11 protein-coding genes and 1 pseudogene are annotated in these 16,723 nt (G+C 73.5%); 4 read left to right on the top strand and 8 right to left on the bottom strand.

From position 1 onward, the window contains the following. Positions 1–249: 249 nt before the first annotated feature. Positions 250–915 carry a hypothetical protein gene (locus OG500_RS36260; RefSeq protein WP_329586715.1) on the bottom strand — a complete coding sequence of 222 codons (666 nt, stop codon included), beginning with the start codon at positions 913–915 and terminating at the stop codon, positions 250–252. Beyond that, the gene (locus OG500_RS36255) at positions 902–2,209 is read right to left on the bottom strand and encodes a 2-isopropylmalate synthase (protein WP_329586712.1); all 1,308 of its coding nucleotides are present in this window, start codon (positions 2,207–2,209) and stop codon (positions 902–904) included. The genes OG500_RS36260 and OG500_RS36255 overlap by 14 nt, the downstream gene beginning before the upstream one ends. A gap of 406 nt (positions 2,210–2,615) precedes the next feature. Between OG500_RS36255 and OG500_RS36250 the strand changes: the two genes are divergently transcribed. The 4 genes from OG500_RS36250 (at position 2,616) to OG500_RS36235 (ending at position 9,152) form a co-directional block, all read left to right on the top strand. After that, positions 2,616–3,923, top strand: coding sequence for a hypothetical protein (locus tag OG500_RS36250; RefSeq protein ID WP_329586709.1), 1,308 nt, complete (start codon positions 2,616–2,618; stop codon positions 3,921–3,923). Positions 3,924–4,294: 371 nt separating this feature from the next. Further along, complete coding sequence (locus OG500_RS36245; protein ID WP_329586706.1) at positions 4,295–6,667, top strand: SpoIIE family protein phosphatase; 2,373 nt, start codon at positions 4,295–4,297, stop codon at positions 6,665–6,667. 168 nt (positions 6,668–6,835) lie between these two features. Then, positions 6,836–7,768 (top strand): LysR family transcriptional regulator, encoded by a 933-nt coding sequence (locus OG500_RS36240; RefSeq protein ID WP_329586703.1) that lies wholly within the window; start codon positions 6,836–6,838, stop codon positions 7,766–7,768. 172 nt (positions 7,769–7,940) lie between these two features. Beyond that, a complete protein-coding gene (locus tag OG500_RS36235; RefSeq protein ID WP_329586700.1) occupies positions 7,941–9,152 on the top strand; it encodes a sensor histidine kinase in 1,212 nt (403 codons plus the stop codon). Positions 9,153–9,344: 192 nt separating this feature from the next. Here the strand turns inward: OG500_RS36235 and OG500_RS36230 are convergent. From OG500_RS36230 to OG500_RS36205, 6 genes and pseudogenes are all read right to left on the bottom strand, one after another. Continuing rightward, positions 9,345–10,109, bottom strand: a pseudogene (locus OG500_RS36230) (biotin carboxylase N-terminal domain-containing protein); the annotation flags it as partial. Between the two features lie 170 nt (positions 10,110–10,279). Next, entirely contained in the window at positions 10,280–11,023 is a 744-nt protein-coding gene (locus OG500_RS36225; protein ID WP_329586697.1) for a GntR family transcriptional regulator, read from the bottom strand. A gap of 58 nt (positions 11,024–11,081) precedes the next feature. After that, a complete protein-coding gene (locus OG500_RS36220) occupies positions 11,082–12,353 on the bottom strand; it encodes an amidohydrolase family protein (RefSeq protein ID WP_329586694.1) in 1,272 nt (423 codons plus the stop codon). A gap of 189 nt (positions 12,354–12,542) precedes the next feature. Then, positions 12,543–13,898 (bottom strand): D-alanyl-D-alanine carboxypeptidase family protein, encoded by a 1,356-nt coding sequence (locus tag OG500_RS36215; protein WP_329586691.1) that lies wholly within the window; start codon positions 13,896–13,898, stop codon positions 12,543–12,545. A gap of 307 nt (positions 13,899–14,205) precedes the next feature. Then, positions 14,206–15,588, bottom strand: a complete 1,383-nt coding sequence (locus tag OG500_RS36210) for an LCP family glycopolymer transferase (RefSeq protein WP_329586688.1) — start codon at positions 15,586–15,588, stop codon at positions 14,206–14,208. A 120-nt stretch (positions 15,589–15,708) separates the two neighbouring features. Continuing rightward, complete coding sequence (locus tag OG500_RS36205; protein ID WP_329586685.1) at positions 15,709–16,719, bottom strand: SDR family NAD(P)-dependent oxidoreductase; 1,011 nt, start codon at positions 16,717–16,719, stop codon at positions 15,709–15,711. Positions 16,720–16,723: the final 4 nt, after the last annotated feature.

The following is a 16,723-nucleotide window of genomic DNA, read 5'->3' as shown; positions in this document are numbered from 1 at the left end:
GGCCGGTCCGAGCGGGCTCGGGCCGGGCACTGGTGGTCCCGGGTGCACACCAGCCGTACCGGGCCGGGGTGCTGACGGCCCCGAGTATCGTCCATCCCGGCGAACGCCTCCTGACGGCCGGGCGTGGTCGAACCGTCGGCTGTGTGAGCAGCTGAGGTCACGTCAGGGGGTGCCGGCCGGCGGGCAGGGCACACCGGCCACGGGACGGTGCCGCACCCGGGCCGCCACCGTGAGGCTGATCAAAGCCGATCAGACGCGGCCGACCGACGTGCCGAGATGCTCCAGGTAGCGGGCAGGGTCCGGGCCGTGGGCGCGGTCCTGGGCTCCGGGCCGAACGTGGGTCAGCTGCCCGTCCGGGGCGATCCGCAGCATGGTGGTGGCGGCGTGCGGCGTGTCGGTGGAACGCAGGCGGTCGGCGTCGGTGATCGGGATGCCGGGGCCGAACATCGCCGCGGCCTGGGCGGCGGTGGCGGCCGGTGGCCGTCCGGTGCGGTTGGCGCTGCTGACGTACAGGCGGGGGTGGCGGGCCAGCAGCGGACTCAGGGGCTGCCAGCGGGCGCCGAAGAGGAGCAGGTGGCCGCCGCGCAGGGCCGCACCGGCCCAGTCGGGTGGCGCGGCGTCGGCTCGGACCGGCACGAGCAGCGTGACCAGCTCGTCGCGCAGCAGGGTGAGCGCGGTACGCAGGGCACCGGGTCGCAGTTGCAGGGCGGGCACCAGGTCGTGCCAGGCGGTGTCGTGGTGGGCCCACAGGGCGACTTCCTGGTCGGCGGGCCGTGCCTTGGCGCTGTTCACGGCCCGGGGTGTCGTGGCGGCGACGACGTAGGTCAGCGGGCTGGGGTTGGGCAGGATCACGGCCTGACCGGCGGTCAGCGCACGGTCGGCGGCGGCGGTGTCGAGCGGGTCAGGGGCGGGCATGGGTGTCCGTTCCGGAGGCGTGGGCGCTGGTCAGGCCGTCCAGGTAGGCGGCGAAGTCGCTGTCGGCGACGACGGCCCGGCCGAGCCGGTAGGCGCGGTCCTTGACCCAGGCCAGGGCGGTGCGGGTCTGGGCGGGGTCGAGGTGGTGGCCGAGCCGTTCGGCGACCGCGTGGAGCACCCGCGCGCTGGCCAGGTGGGTCAGGACCACCGTCGCCGGCAGGCCCAGGTGTTGCTCGGGGTCGTAGGGCTGGAAGGTCCGCGGGTGGGTGAAGGGGGTGCCGGTGGAGATGGTGGCGACCCCGGTGCCCACGATCGGGGTGGTGACGGTCAGCGGCACTCCCGTCTCGGCCGACACCATCCGTGCGATCCCGGGCAGCCGGGTCAGGTCCGGGGCCGTCCACCACGGCCGGCAGTCGGCTCCCAGGACCTGTGCGGCCTTGGCCGGGTCGTGGGCCAGCAGGAAGAGCACCTGCTCGGTGGCCACCATGCCGCTGCGCTCGGCCATGCCCAGCCAGGAACAGGCCGCCACCCGGACGCCGGTCTCCAGCGCGGCCAGCGTGTTGGCCAGCCCCAGGCCGAGGTCGTTGTGCAGGTGCGAGACCAGGACCGCGTCCGGGCCCGCGCCCGCCGCGACCCGCGTGAACAGCTCGCGCGTCCGGCCGGGCAGCAGGTCGCCGACCGTGTCGGCCAGCACGATCGTCCCGGCCCCCTGGGCCGTCATCGCCCCCGCGTACTCGGCCACCAGGGCGTGGTCGGCCCGCGGTGCGTCCACCAGGCAGACGTCCACCGCCACACCGTCCGCCAGGTCCACGGCCTCCTTGACCACCTGCAGCCCCTGCGCCAGCGCCGTACGGGCGCCGCAGTGGACCAGGGCCCGCGCGGTCGCCTCCGAAGCCGCCACGATCACCATCACCCGCGCGTGCGCCGCACCGCGCACCGCGCTCAGTGCCAGTCGCACGTCCGCCGTGGTGCCCCGGCAGATCGCGGCCGGGCTCACCGACTCCTGGGCCTCCAGCGCGACCTGACGGGTCGCCTCGAACTCCTGCGCGCAGACCGAGGGGAACCCGGCGGCGAACACCACGTGCCGCGGCCCGTCCGTCCCGAAGACCGCCCCCTGCTCCCGGGCCAGCCGCACCCGGAAGTCCGCGCTCATCAGGGTCTTGGCCTGCGCTCCGTCGCGCGCCGACTCCTCGAAGAACACCATGCGGCCGGCCCGCGCCGACTCCCGTACCGCGTCCATCCCCGAGCCCCCGCCCTCCGTGCGGCGGATGCCCACCGCGCAGCCGAAACGCATTCCTCCAGATCGTAGAAGGCGGGACGCACCGCCGGAGCGCCATCGGGGAATGTCGGTGCCGCAGATCCGCGCACACGTCGCCCGGCGTCGCCCCGGCGGCGGGTGACGCAGGAGCAGGGCGGCGGCCCCGTCACAGCGGATCCGAGTCGTCGGCGGACCCGAACCAGGACCCGAACCAGGACCCGAACCAGGACCCGGACCCGGACCCGGACCCGGACCACGATAGGCAACCGCTATCCGCACCGTGAATGTTTCTCCTTGCCCCGCCCGCACACCGTGGGATTCCCTTCCATCAGGCCCTTGGTCGCCCCATGCCGCATCCGCGCGCTCGTCGGCGACGCCCTCGCCCCCCATCGCCGGGGGCAAGCACCGCCCCGTCGGGCGGCCTCTCCCCGGAAGGATCCCCATGACGTCCCGCCTGCGTCTGCTGTCCGTGCCGCTCGCCCTCACCGTGGTGCTCGTCCCGGTCGCCTCCGCCACGGCCGCCTCCGACGGCTCGGCCGGCCACGTGCCCCCGGTGCTCCAGGTGACCGGACCGCCGGCCGACCCGGACACCGCGACCGTGCTGCGTCCCGGCGCCAACGGCGGCGTCACCCCGGCCCCGGTCGCGCACCTGCGGCTGGCGCGACTGGACGCGGACGGCTCGGCGCTGCTCGTCGGCGGCTCCCCGCCGGGCACGCCGCAGAGCGCCGAGCAGCTGCGCCCCGGCGATGTGATCGCCGGCCCCGCCACCGGTGCGACGCCGCACGGCGCGCTGGTGAAGGTGACCGCCGTCCACCCGGGCACGGACGGCTCGACCGCGGTGGACACCGTCCCGGCCACCCTGGTCGACGCGCTGGGCGACGCCAGCGCCGACCTCACCGTGCCGCTCACCGCCGCCGACCTCAAGGTCAGCCCTTCCTCGGCCGGCGGAAAGGTCAACACCGTGGCGGGGCAGGCCGGTTCGCCGGGCGTCAGCTTCGACGTCGACGTGCCGATGCCGCCGGGTGTCGAACCGACCCCGGGCCACGGCTCGGCGCTCCACGCCCAGCTGGACCTCCACCCGGAGCTGCTCTTCTCCTACCAGCGCGCCCACTGGTACGGCGTCGCCCCGTCGAAGGCCGAGATCGGCCTCGCCGGGGACTACAGCCACAGCGTCGAGGTGCACGCCCAGGGATCCGCGGCCTACGACACCGGGCACCAGCCCCTGCACATCCCCGCGGCCGAGGTGAACGTCGACAAGACCGTGTGGCTCGGACCGGTCCCCATCGTCCTCAACCTGAAGGTCGACTACTTCTACGACGTCTCCGCCGACGGGAAGATCACCGTCGACGCCGAGGAACACACCCAGGGCAGGCTGCAGGTCGGCGCCCGCTACGACGCGAACGGCGGCTGGAGCGCCCTGTCCGGCCCCGCCCCCACCAGCAGCGGCAGCTCCTCGCGGATCAGCGGCACCGCCACGGCCAAGGCGGGCATCGGCAGCCACACCGCCCTCGGTCTCTACGGGTCGGTGGGAGTCGCCGCCGACACCCAGCCCTACCTGAAGGCCACCGTCGGCGCACAGGGCGCAGGGAGTGCGCCGAACGCACAGGCGAACTGGGCGCTCTACGGCGGGCTCGACATCACCGGCTCCTTCTTCACCAAGCTGAAGATCTTCGGCACCACGGTCCTCGACAAGGACTGGCAGCTGCCACCCGTGTCCTGGGAGTGGAAGCTGGCCGAAGGGACCGCCTGACACGATCTCGAACCCTCGGTCTCCCAGCTTGCGCGGGCCCGGCCGTGGCGGAGTCCGCCGGCCGGTCCCCCGACCGGATGACGCGCGCATCCACCGCCGGGTGGAGGGGCGCGACCGGCGCCTCGGGTCGGGCGCACGCGGGCTGTCCGGCCGACGAGTCCGGGGCACGGACGTGGGGCGGCTGCTCCTCCGGCGGTTCGGCCGATCAGGTGAGCCGCGCGGGAGGCCGGCCGCGGCACGGTGGGGACAGTACGGAACCTCCTGTCCGGGCTTCGGCGGCTCCGTCACGCGCCCTTCCTCCGCGCGAGCAACGGTCGGTCCAGGCCATGGTCCGGGAACGACGGCGCGGCCCCCATGAACGGAGTCCCCCCATGACCAGCACGAGCAGCACGAGCACCACCGAAACCCACCCCGCCGCCCCCGAGCAGTCCCGGCCGGCCGCCGTCCTCGACGGCCGCGGCCTGGTCGCGCTCTGGACCCCGGCAGCGCACCGACTGCTCGGCTACACCGCCGAGGAGGTCGTCGACCGCCCCGTCGGCCGGCTGCTCCGCGCACCGCTGCCGGCGCCCGTACGGCGGGCCGTGGCCGAGGGGCACTCCTGGTACGGCCTGCTGTGGGCCCGGCACCGCGACGGCCATTCGATCGAGATCGGCGTCGAGGCCCACCCCTGCCGGACCGGGGACGACCGCTGGCGCTGGGTACTGCTCCTCGAACCCGCCGAGCGCCGGGTCGCCCGCCTGGTCGAACGCGCCTTCACGCAGTCCCCGATCGCCACCTCGCTCTACGACACGCAGGCCCGACTGGTCCGGGCCAACCCGCAGATCGTCGAACTGGCCGGGCAGGACGAGGCGGAGATGCTCGGCCGGCGGATCGACGAGATCCACCCCTTCCCCCCGTTCCTGGAGTTCGCCGAACTCCAGCGCCAGGCCCTGCGCACCGGCAGGCCCACGCACACCAGAATGGTCAGCCCCCCGCCCAGCGGCGGCCGGGAACGCGCCTGGGACGTCTTCATGACCCCGCTGATCGACGAGACCGGCACGGTGAGCGGAGTCAGCGCCTCAACCATCGACGTCTCCCTGGAACACCGGGCCCGGCAACGGCTGTTGCTCGCCACCAGCGCCTGCGACCGGATCGGCAGCACGCTGGACGCCACCCGCACCGCCCAGGAACTGGCCGACACCCTGGTCGGCCGGTTCGCCGACTTCGCCGCCATCGACCTGTACGAGAGCCTGCTGCGGCCCGGCCGACCGGCCGCCGACCAGGCCGACAGCACCCTGCTGCGCTGCGCGCAGGCGTCGGTCCTCGAAGGCTGCCCCGAAAGCCCGGTCCTGCCAGGCCAGTTGGCGCTCCACCCGCCGCTGCCTCCGTTCCTCGCCGCGTTGCGCGGCGCCGGGCCGTCACTGCACCAGCTCGGGCCGGCCGAGGCCGTCATCCTCTCCCCCACCCCGGGCAGTCCCCGGCCGCACTCCCTGCTGCTCGTGCCGGTCACCGCGCGCGGCGTGACCCTGGGCGTGGCCGCCATCCTGCGCCATCAGCGGCCGGAACCGTTCGACCAGGACGACCTGCTGCTCGCCGAGGAGATCGTCACCCGGGCCGGGACCTGCATCGACAACGCCCGCCGCTACGCCCACGAACGCGACATCTCGCTCGCCCTGCAGCGCACCCTGCTGCCGCACCACACCCCCGAACAGGACGCGCTCGACGTCGCCTTCCGCTACCTGCCCGCCCACAACGGACGCGACACCGGCGGCGTCTGGTTCGACGTCATCCCGCTGTCCGGCACCCGCGTCGCACTCGTCGCCGGAGACGTCACCGCACGCGGGATCAACGCCTCCGCCACCACCGGCCGGCTGCGCACCGCGGTGCGCGCCCTGGCCGATCTCGACCTGCCGCCCGACGAACTCCTCGCCCACCTCGACGACCTCGTCACCCAGCTCGACCGCGAGGAGCGCCGCCCGGCCCAGCGGGAGCCCGCGGACACCTCGGCCGGCATCGGCGCGACCTGCCTCTACGCCGTCTACGACCCGGTGGCCCGCCGCTGCACCCTGGCCAGCGCCGGACACCCCGCTCCGGCCCTGCGCCGCCCCGGCGCCCCGGCCGAATCCGTCCCGCTGTCCGCCGGACCGCCGCTGGGCACCGGCGCGATCACCTTCGAGACCACCGAGACCGAACTCCCCGAGGGCTCGGTGCTCGTCCTCCACAGCGGCTACCGCCGCACCCCGCCCGGCGCCGGAGCACAGACCGTGCGGCAGGCGCTGTCCATCGCCCAGGGCAGCCCGGACCAGACCTGCGACCAGGTGCTCCGAGCCCTGCGGTCCGAGGACGACGTCGCGGTGCTGACCGCCCGGACCCGCGGCATCGCCCCCTCCCGGGTGGCGACCTGGCAGCTCCCCGCCGACCCCGCAGTGGTGGCCGAGGCCCGCGCGAAGGTGGGCGCGCTGCTGACCGCGTGGGACCTCGCGGACCTGGCCTTCACCACCGAACTGGTCGTCACGGAACTCGTGACCAACGCCATCCGCTACGGCCGCACTCCCATCGAACTGCGCCTGGTCCACGGGCGCCGGCTCATCTGCGAGGTCTCCGACGCGGCAGCCGCCTCACCGCGCCTGCGCCGGGCCCATCCGGACGACGAGGGCGGGCGCGGCCTGTACCTGGTCGCCCAGCTCACCCAGCGCTGGGGCTCCCGCTTCACCGCCGACGGCAAGACCATCTGGACCGAACAGGACCTCGTGCCGCAGCTCTGACACCCGGACCGAGCGCACTCGGCCGCCACTCCGACACCCGGACCGAGCCCACCCGGCCGCCACTCCGACACCCGGACCAAGCCCACTCGGCCACAGCTCCGACACCCGGACCACGCCCACCCGGCCACCGCTCCGACACCCCGACCGAGCCATCAGGAGGCACCCGCCATGACCACCACACCGAACAGCGCCGGCCTGTCCCTGCGGCAGCTCGAATACCTGGTCACCACGGTCGGCGAAGGCCGGCTGAACCGGGCCGCCCGGCAGCTGCACGTGACCGAGCCGACCCTCTCCCAGCAGCTCAGGGCCCTGGAACGGGCAGTCGGCACACCGCTGCTGGTGCGCGGGGCCGACGGCGTGCGGCCGACCGCGGCCGGCGAGGCGTTCCTGCCGCACGCGCGCTGCGCCCTGCACAGCGCCGAACGCGCGCGGGCCGAGGCACGGGCCGTCCAGCAGGGCCGCGGCCGCACCGTCCGGCTGGCCGTCCTGCCCTCGCTCCTGCCCGGGCTGCTCACCGCGCTGGGCTCCTGGGCACGGGCCAGACCCGGCGTCGACCTCCTCGTGGAGACGCAGCCGACCGGCGAGCGGCTGCGCGAGCAGCTCACCGCCCGTGCCGTCGACCTGGCCCTCGCGCCCCGCCCGCCGGGCTGGAGCGGGGCGGTGTGGCCCGTGCACACCGAGGAACTCGTCCTGCTCTGCCCGGCGGACGACCCGCTGCGCGGCCGCCGCGTGCCACCGACGGACCTGCTCGACCGGCGCTGGATCTGCTACGGCGAAGAACCCTGGCAGCCGCTGCGGTCGACCGGGCGCACAGAGCGCTTCGGCGGCGACCGGGCCGCCTCGGTCCTGCGGGTCCCCTGCGCCCGGGCCGCCGTGGACCTCGCCGCGAGCGGGGCGGGACTCACGGCCATACCGGCGCACATCCTGCCCCCGGAGCTGCGCTCCCGGGTGATCCACACCGATCCGGTCACCCGCCGGGAGATCACCGTGTTCGCCGGCCCACAGGCACCGCCCGAAATCCTGGCGGACGGCGCCCTGCTGGCCGCCGACGCCGCCACGCGGCTGCCGCCCGACGACCCGCACAGCGGACCTGCCACCTGACCCGGGCAGGTGCGATCCGACAGCCATCCGGGCGAGACGCACCGCCGATGCCACCGGCCACCGGTCCGCGCCACGCCCGGGCCGCTACCGTGAGGCCGGTGCCGCGGCACCGGCCGGCTCCGGCGGCGGGCCGCCCCACGGTGCCCGTGCGAACCCGGCCGATTGGTGTGCGATGACGACCCGGTGGCGTGATCACCAGCTCAGCGGGATGGCCGAGCTGACCTACCGCTATGTCGCCTGGCTGCGGCTGCCCTTCCTGGTCCCGCTGCTGCTGGCCGGCTGGGACTGGCCCGGTCATGCGGTGAGCGTCTGGTTCTACGTCACCCTGGCGGCCTACGCCGCGTGGGCCGTGGTGCGACTGGTGACCGTCTACCGGCCGCCACCGGGCGGCCTGCGCGGCGCGGTGGGAGCCGCCGTCGTCGACGTCGTCGCGGCCGGCACGCTCTCGGCGCTCTCCGGCGGCCAGGCCTCCGCGGTGCGCTACGCCTACTACGTGCTGCCGATGGCCAGCGTGCTGTGGCAGCTGCCGCGGGTGACGGCCTGGCTCGGCGGGATCTGCGTCCTGGCCTACGCGGTGCTGGCGATCCCCACCCTGTCCAACGGCCCCTCCTCGGGCCGCTGGACGGTGGTCGTGGACGAGGCCTACCTGCTGTGGGACGTGCTGACCTGCGTCCTGGTCGCCGAACTGCTGCGCCGTCAGGCCGCCTCGGTCGGCCAACTGCTCGACACCCGCGAGTCGCTGCTGCGCGACGCGCTGGCGGCCGAGACCCGCGAACGCACCGAACTGGCCGACGCCCTGCACGACAGCGCCGTGCAGAACCTGCTGGCCTCGCTGCACGACCTGGAGGACGCCCAGGAAGCGTCGCCCTCCCCCGCGCTGGACCGGGTCGAGGCCGAAGTGCGGCGCACCGTCCAGGAGATCCGCGACGTCACCTTCGAACTGCACCCCCAGGTCCTGGCGTCCATCGGGCTCTCGGCGGCGCTGCGCAGCCTCGGCGAACGCTCCGCCCGCCGGGGCGGTTTCACCGTCCACTACGAGCTGACCCCGCGCGGGGAGGTCCCTGACCAGGCGCTGCTCTACTCCGCGGCCCGCGAACTGCTCAACAACACCGTCAAACACGCGGCCGCCGACAACGTCTGGCTCTCCCTCAGGCCCGAGAGCGGCGACACCGTGCTGACGGTGCGCGACGACGGCGCGGGCTTCGACCCGGCGATCATCCAGTCCCGCCTGCGCGACGGCCACATCGGCCTGGCCAGCCACTACATGCGGGTCGAAAGCGCGGGCGGCCGCTTCACCGTGGACAGCACCCCGGGCGGACCCACCACCATCGAGGTCCGCCTCCCGGCCCAGCCCTCGGGCTTGACCCCGGGACGAGGTGACTAGCCGAACGTCAGGGCAGGGCCCCCAAAGCTGGGAGCTGCTCAGGCCGTCACATGGTGCTCCTGACCACCTCAGGGGCCGGCAACGCCGGAGCGAACACCGCAGCTGACCACATCACGGTCATCGACGCGGCCCTCGCGCAGATTCCCGACGCCCACCGCCGCGGCACCCCGATCCTCATCCGCGCCGACAGTTTAGTCGGTCCCTGACGTGGGAGGGGAGGTCCGGTGCCGGGGCTTCCTCCAGGACCTTCTGGTGGCGGCGCTGCAGGGAGCAGTCGCGGTCGCCGAGCACGGCGATCCCGCCGGTGCCGTCGCCGAAGACCTGCACCTCGACGTGGCGGGCGCCGTCGACGTACCGCTCCAGGAAGACCCCACCGTCACCGAAGCTGCCCTGGGCCAGGCGGGCGACCTGGGTGAACGCCTCCCGCAGCTCCCGCGGTCCGGCACAGGCCCGCATGCCGATGCCGCCTCCGCCGCCGGTGGCCTTGAGCATGACCGGGTAGCCGATCGTCTCCGCCGTCCTCAGCGCCTGCGCGTCGTCGGCGAGCAGGCCGCTGCCGGGCAGCAGGGGAACTCCGGCCGCGAGCGCGGCGGCCCGGGCGCTGTGTTTGGCGCCGAAGACCTCCAGCTGGGCCGGGGCGGGGCCGACGAAGACCAGGCCGGCCGCCTCCACCGCGGAGGCGAAGGAGGCGCTCTCGGAGAGGAAGCCGTAGCCGGGGTGGATCGCTCCCGCGCCGGTGGCCAGGGCCGCTTCCAGGACCAGGCCGGCGCGCAGGTAGCTGTCGGCGGCGGGGGCCGGGCCGAGTCGTACGGCCTCGTCGGCCATGCGGACGTGCGGGGCGGTGCGGTCGGCGTCGGAGTACACCGCCACCGTGCGCAACCCCAGGGCGTGTGCGCTGCGCAGGATGCGGCAGGCGATCTCGCCGCGGTTGGCTACGAGCAAGGTGTCGAACACGATGGCGGCTCCTCCGCAGGGGGCGACAGGGCGGCGGTTGACGCGCCGCCGGTGTCTCGGGGTCAGACGGTGATCGGCTGTGCGGGCAGCGGGGTCAGCCGGTGGTCGGCTGTGCGGGCAGCACGTGGTCGCCGGCCTTGTCGGTGCTCAGGCACAGCGAGCAGACGGCCGCTTCATGGGTGGCACAGGCGGTCGGCGTGCACGGCCATCTGGGTCATGGCGCGCTGGGCGCGTTCCAGCACCACGGCCATCGAGTCGCCGACGTGGGCGTGCAGGGCCCGGTAGCCCTCGTCGAGGTGTCCGTCGCGGACGAGCTCCATGATCCCGATGTGCTCGGCAATGGTCGTCCCGACACGGTCGGGGGTGAGGAAGTCGTACATCCGCACCCGGCGGATGCGCTCGCCGACCGCCACCAGGGCGTCGGTGAGCGCGGGGTTGCCGGAGGCGCGGGAGAGTTCGGCGTGGAAGCGCTCGTCCTGCACGACGAACCGCGGGTCGGGCGCCGGGGGGCTCTCCCGCATCGCGTACCAGCGGTCCAACTCGGCCGCGATGACCGCCGGATCGTGCCGGACCGAGGGGTCCTCGATCGCCCGCGCGACGCCGCGCAGTTCCAGGGTGACCCGGAGCTCGTAGAAGTCCTTCAGCCGCGCGAGGTTGGGCACGGTGACGAAGAAGCCGCCGTCTGCCCGCTCGATCAGCCCGTCGGACACCAGCCGCGCCAGTGCCTCGCGCACCGGGGTGCGTGACACCCCGAACCGTGCCGCGAGCCGCACTTCGGCCAGCCTCTCGCGCACGCCGAACTCGCCGTCGAGCACGGCCGTGCGGAGTTTCGCGTAGACCGTCTCACGCAGTGAGGGCGCGGGCAGCACCCCCGCATCCGGCGCGGTGTCCGAAGGCGTATACAGCGTCGCATCCATGAACGGACACGCTAGGAACCGCTTGTTTCCCAAGAGCCCGAGCGGCGTGAACGGTTCGTTACCGGCACCTCACCCGCACCCCACGTGGACGCCGCGGCCCAGGCCCCCCGCCGCACGCGCCCGGTCGCCCGCCGCCGGCCGCCGGCCGAGCCCTGACGGAGTCGGCCTGGTGGCCGATGCGGTAGACGCAGCGCACGTCCCGCAGGGCGGTGAGGTCGTGCAGGGGGTTGCCACCGACGACCAGGAGGTCCGCGTCGGCCCCGGCCTTCAGACAGCCCTTGACGCCGGTCAGCGCGCAGGCCGCGGCGGCGACCGACGTGACGGCGGCCAGCGCCTGGGCCGGGGTCATGCCGATGGGACCCGCGAGATCGGTCACCGCGTACGGGAGGACGTCGTGGGGCTTGTAGCGGCAGATGCCCGCGTCGGTTCCCGCCGTGATCGCAACGCCCGCGCGGTGCAGTCGGGCCCAGGTGGGGCAGAGTCGGCGCAGACATTCGGTCAGCAGGGGAGAGAGCGGCTCGCCCGGCAGCCTCCCGACCGTGAGACTCACCGTCGCACCGCTGCCGATGACCCGTTCCACCAGGGGGGACGTGGGGCGGGGACCGTCCTCGGTGAAGAACGTCAGGTGTTCGAGGGTGTCGAACCCGGCGTCCAGCACCCGGGCGGTCGCTTCGGCGGAGTGCACGTGGGTGGCGGTCCTCATGCCGAGGCGGTGGGCCTCGTCGACCACGGCGCGCAGGTCCTCGGTCGGGTACTGGGGCAGGTGCATGAAGGTGCCAGGCGTCATGTGGCCGCCGCTGGCCATGACCTTGACCACCTCGCAGCCGCGCTCGTGGCGTTCCCGGACCGCGGCGACCAGCGCCTCGCGCCCCCAGGCCTCGCCGCCCAGGAAGTGGCAGTGGCCGCCCGGGCTGGTGATCGGCGGACCCGCCGCGACGATGTGGGGCTGCACGTACGGCCGGGCGGCGGCCTCCTCACGCAGTCTCAGCGCCAGATAGCCGCGGTCCCCCAGATCACGCACCGTCGTGATGCCCGCCGCCAGCGCCCGCGCGGCCGCCCGCCGCATCCCGGCCAGCACGGCGTCGTCGTCGCGCGCCGCGAGATGGTCGACCGGGGCGTCGCCGGCATCGAAGACGAGATGAACATGGGTGTCGATCAGCCCCGGCAGGATCCACGCGTCCGCGCCGTGGTCGATGACCTCGGCACCCTCCGGGGGCCGGGCACCGGTCGTGTCGACGGCCTTGATCCGGCCGTCCTCGACCAGCACCGTGCCGGGCCCCAGCGCCGTCGTTCCGTCGAACAGGCCACCGGCCCGCAGTGCCTTCAGCATCGGCCCGTCCCTTCGTCCGGCTCCGGGAAACGGGCCAGGGATGCGCCGCACGCCTCCCGGGCGATTGACCGTGCCATCCATCGAACCCGCCCACCCCGCAGGCGGCCCTCCCCCGATCGGCCGACCCGGCGCCTGAAGCGACCGTCGGCCGGACGGTTCGGCGGTCCGCGGCCGGGATCAGGGCCGGCGTCAGGCCCGTACGCGCGTCAGTCGTGCCGTGAAGGACGGTGCGGGAAGGTCTTTCACCAGGGCGATCGGTACGGTCGGGGCGTCCGGTCCGCTGCCCACCGTCACCGCACCGACCGTGGTGCCGGCTTTCGCTCCGTGTGGCGGGGGTGTGCCGTGGTCGCCGAGCGTGACGCCCAGCTGTTGGCCGGGAGTCCCGACCGCGTTGAGGTCCTCGGTCGCGGCGACCGGTGTCCGGCCGCCCAGCTTGTCGTCGATGTAGCCGACGACCTGGCCCTTCCTGATGACGGTGGCCGATGTCAGGGCGTTGCGGACAGCGTCGATGATCTTCTTGCTGTTGTCCTGGACCAGGACGAGGCTGTTGGAGCCGTAGGGATCGGCTCCTTGGACGTGCTGGTCCAGCATGGTGCCGAGGATCAGCCGGTCCTTCCCGGCCACCGTCTTGTAGGCCGCCCAGGAGAGGGTTCCGCCGGCCGCGGTGTTGGAGCCGGTCTTGATCCCCCGCACGCTCGAACCGGACAGGAGGAGACGGTCGTTGTTGTTGTTGATCCGCTGGGGAAGGCCCGGAATGTCGGCGTTGGGCATGGCGACGACCTGGCGGAAGGCATCGAACTTCATCACCGCCTCGGCCAGCTTCAACTGGTCGACCGCGGTGCTGACGGTTCCCTGGTCCAGGCCGCTCGGATCGGTGTAGGTCGTGTTCGCCAGTCCCAGCTCCCGCGCGGTGTCGTTCATCTTCGTGACGAAGGCCGTCTCGGAGTCGGAGGCGGTGTCCCAGCGCGCGAGCAGCCGGGCGACGTTGTTGCCCGAGGGGATCATCAGCATCCTGAGCATGTCCTGCTCGCTGAACTGCTGTCCCACCGTGAGTCCCTCGATGCGCGACTCGTCCTTCGCCGTGCCCTCCTGAACCGCCTTCGCGTCGACCGTGATCTGCCGCCCGCTGTCGTCCCTGTCCTTCAGGGGGTGGTCCCGCAGCACTATGTAGGCCGTCATGACCTTGGCCACGCTGGCGGTGGGAACGGGCTTCTGCTCGCCGAAGGCTCCGACGGTGCCCGACCCGGCGACGGTGACCGCGGCCTGCCCGTGCTCCGGCCACGGCGGGGAGAACGCGTCGCCCGGGAACGAGAACGACGACTGCGCGTCATCACCCACCAGGGCCAGGGCCGGGAGGGGCCGCAGCTCCTGGACGACCCAGAGAGCGGTACCCAGTGCCACCACCGGTGCCCCGTAGATCGCGGCCCTCCGCACCAGCCCGCGCCGTGCGGTCCGGCGCGGCGCGTTCGTGCAGCCGGGACTCCCGCTGTCCCTCGACACGGCAGGCTCCGACGAGCCGTGGGCGCCGAAAAGGTCGTTCGCCATGGTTGTCTGCTCCTCCTCAGTACCGGTGTGCGGAGTCGGATCGCTCGGGCGCGAGCACTCCACGGCGGCCCGGAGGCGTATCCATGGTGTGTCTTCTCTCCACTTCTGCAGGCCACCGGCACAGTGGTGCCCTTTTCAGGACATCTGGGTCTGTTCTTCCCTTATCGGGACGCAGCTCCACGCGAATCCGTTCCCGGCTGCCCCAGGTCCGCCCGTCCACACCGCCGATCCACCCACCCCCTGGTGCCCGGTCCGGCCATCGCGGGGCAGGAAACCCCCGGTCGCCGGACGGGAGGCCCAACGCCGATCAGGGCGCCGAGTCGGGCACATCCGGACTCTTCGCGAATGCCTCGGTGGGTGTCATGGGGATGCCGTCCAGGTTGGCGGTTCGGAAGGTGCTGACCTGGGCGCAGCCGCTGGAGTCGTCGGCAGTCGCGGGGTTGGCGCTGCTCAGCGCCGTCCGGGGGTCGACCGGTGCGGGCGCTGAGGGGGTGAAGGGTGCGGACGGTGGCACGGCGGAGGGCTCGGCGGTGGGGGTGGTCGCCGTGGAGGGGGCCTGGGTCGCGGCGGCGGAGTCGTCTCCGCTGCCGGTGGTCAGCGGCTGGTCGTTGATGATCGTGGTGAAGAGGTTCTTCGCGGCCGGGGAGACCAGGACGCGGTTGGGATTCGAGGGGTCGGGCTGGTTCTGCATGGTGGCGAAGGTGATCCGGTCCATGGGCACCTTGTTGAGGTCGTCCGCCAGGCCCACCAACTGCGTGATGCTCTTGAGGCCGTCATCGACCGTCAGCGCCTTGGTGGCGGCGTTCGCCAGCGAGAGGACGGCGGCCGGGTTGGTCATGGTCCCGGCGCTCTTGAGCTGGCGGACCATCGAGCCGAGGAACATGTGCTGGGCCACCGTGCGCTCCAGGTCGCCGCCGTCACCGAAGCCGTGGCGCGTGCGGACGAACTGCAGCGCGGACATGCCCTGGAGGGTGTGGGTGCCCTTCGTCAGCTTGAGGTGCGAGTCGGGATCGTAGACGTTGTCACTCACGCAGACGGGCACGCCGCCGATCGCGTCCGACATCTGCACGACGCCGGTGAAGTCGACCATCATGAAGTGGTCGATGGGTATGCCGGTCACCTGGTGCACGGCGGCCACCGCGCAGCCCGGCCCGTAGTCCAGGGTGCTGTTGATCTGCCCGAACCGCGCCTTCATCGAGGTCTTCTTCTGGCTGTCGGTGCAGGCCGGCAGGTCGGTCATGGTGTCGCGCGGGATGCTCAGCACCGTGGCGTTGCTGCGGTCCGCCGAGACGTGCAGCACCATCTGGACGTCGGCGTTGGCGCCGGGGCCGCAGTCGCCGCCGATCGCACAGTCGGCCGCGTTGTCACGGCTGTCGGAGCCGATCAGCAGGATGTTGATCGGGGTGCGGCCGAAGGCGTCGGGCTTCTCGTGTCCCGCGTCGCCCGAGGTGCCGGCGAAGAGCGGCGCGTGCTTGATGTTGCCGTTCAGCTTCTCGTAGAGGTAGCCGAAGGCCCCAGCGGTCACCAGGACCAGGCCGGCCGTGGTGCAGGCCAGGATCCGCAGGCCCCGGCGCCTGGGTTTCCTCCTGCTCCTGCGCGCCGCCGCCCGGCCACCGCCCGCCTCGGCGCTCTGCGTACCGCGGTGCACACGGTGCCTGCCGCCCGAGGCGCTCGCTGGTGTGTTCGTCATGCCCGCCCATCCTCGTTCGTCGACCGGTCCGGCCTGCACAGCGCGGTGGGCCGGACCGCTCGCCCACCGGCCGAGGGAGCGAGGTGCTGGTGATGGCACCCCGCTCCCCCTGGCGTCGGCTCAGACCTGGTAGCGGCCGGGGGCGAGCAGGTGCAGGTGCTCGGCGACCCAGTCCGAGGTCCGCTGCAGCCCCTCGGCCAGGTCGACCCGGGGCTGCCAGCCGGCCAGGCGGCGGGCCTTGGTGTTGTCGGAGAGCAGGCGTTCGACCTCGCTGCCGCCCGGGCGCAGGCGGCTGGGGTCGACGACGATCTCGGCGTCGCGTCCGGAGGCGGCGATCAGTGCCTTGGCGAGGTCGCCGATGGAGACCTCGCTGCCGGTGCCGAGGTTGACGACCTCGCCGAGGGTGCGGTCGGCGCGGGCGACGGCGAGGAAGCCCTCGGCGGTGTCGGTGGCGTAGGTGAAGTCCCGGGTGGGGGTGAGCGAGCCGAGTCGCACCTCGCGGGCGCCGGAGTGGAGTTGGGCCAGCACGGTGGGGATGACCGCGCGGGCGGACTGGCGCGGGCCGTAGGTGTTGAAGGGCCGGACCACCGAGACCGGCAGCTCGAAGGCGTGCCAGTAGGAGAGCGCCGCCATGTCCGCGCCGATCTTCGAGGCCGAGTAGGGCGACTGCGGCTGCAGCGGATGCTGCTCGCTGATCGGCACGGTGATCGCGCTGCCGTAGACCTCGCTGGTGGAGGTGTGGACCAGGCGGGCACCGTGGCGCAGGCAGGCGGCGGCGATGTTCTGGGTGCCGACCACGTTGGTCTGCACATACGCCTCGGGCGCCTGGTAGCTGTAGGGGATGCCGATGAGCGCGGCCAGGTGGAAGACGGTGTCACAGCCGTCCACCGCGTCCAGCACCCGCCCCGAGTCGCGGACGTCACCGGCAAACAGCTCCACCGGGCTGTCGGGGTCGGCCAGGTAGCGCGCCAGGTAGCCGCGCTCGGCGTACGGCTTGTAGTGCACCAGCGCCCGCACCCGGGCACCGCGCTCGACCAGCAGGTCGACCAGGGTGCTGCCGATGAAGCCCTCGGCACCGGTGACAAGCACCGTGCGCCCGCTCCAGTCGTGCGTGGTGATGGGGTTGTTCATGGGG

Origin of the sequence: Kitasatospora sp. NBC_01250 (genome assembly GCF_036226465.1) — a bacterium.
In the GTDB taxonomy this organism is placed as follows: Bacteria; Actinomycetota; Actinomycetes; order Streptomycetales; family Streptomycetaceae; genus Kitasatospora.
Note: the sequence above shows the minus strand (reverse complement) of the source record. Positions and strands in the feature narration are given on the sequence as shown.

Bases quoted from the DNA above. Each gene is read 5' to 3' on its own strand.
- OG500_RS36220 (WP_329586694.1), bottom strand. From the start codon at position 12,353: ATGCTGAAGGCACTGCGGGCCGGTGGCCTGTTCGACGGAACGACGGCG.
- OG500_RS36255 (WP_329586712.1), bottom strand. From the start codon at position 2,209: ATGCGTTTCGGCTGCGCGGTGGGCATCCGCCGCACGGAGGGCGGGGGC.
- OG500_RS36210 (WP_329586688.1), bottom strand. From the start codon at position 15,588: ATGACGAACACACCAGCGAGCGCCTCGGGCGGCAGGCACCGTGTGCAC.
- OG500_RS36225 (WP_329586697.1), bottom strand. From the start codon at position 11,023: ATGGATGCGACGCTGTATACGCCTTCGGACACCGCGCCGGATGCGGGG.
- OG500_RS36250 (WP_329586709.1), top strand. From the start codon at position 2,616: ATGACGTCCCGCCTGCGTCTGCTGTCCGTGCCGCTCGCCCTCACCGTG.
- OG500_RS36205 (WP_329586685.1), bottom strand. From the start codon at position 16,719: ATGAACAACCCCATCACCACGCACGACTGGAGCGGGCGCACGGTGCTT.
- OG500_RS36215 (WP_329586691.1), bottom strand. From the start codon at position 13,898: ATGGCGAACGACCTTTTCGGCGCCCACGGCTCGTCGGAGCCTGCCGTG.
- OG500_RS36245 (WP_329586706.1), top strand. From the start codon at position 4,295: ATGACCAGCACGAGCAGCACGAGCACCACCGAAACCCACCCCGCCGCC.
- OG500_RS36260 (WP_329586715.1), bottom strand. From the start codon at position 915: ATGCCCGCCCCTGACCCGCTCGACACCGCCGCCGCCGACCGTGCGCTG.
- OG500_RS36235 (WP_329586700.1), top strand. From the start codon at position 7,941: ATGACGACCCGGTGGCGTGATCACCAGCTCAGCGGGATGGCCGAGCTG.
- OG500_RS36240 (WP_329586703.1), top strand. From the start codon at position 6,836: ATGACCACCACACCGAACAGCGCCGGCCTGTCCCTGCGGCAGCTCGAA.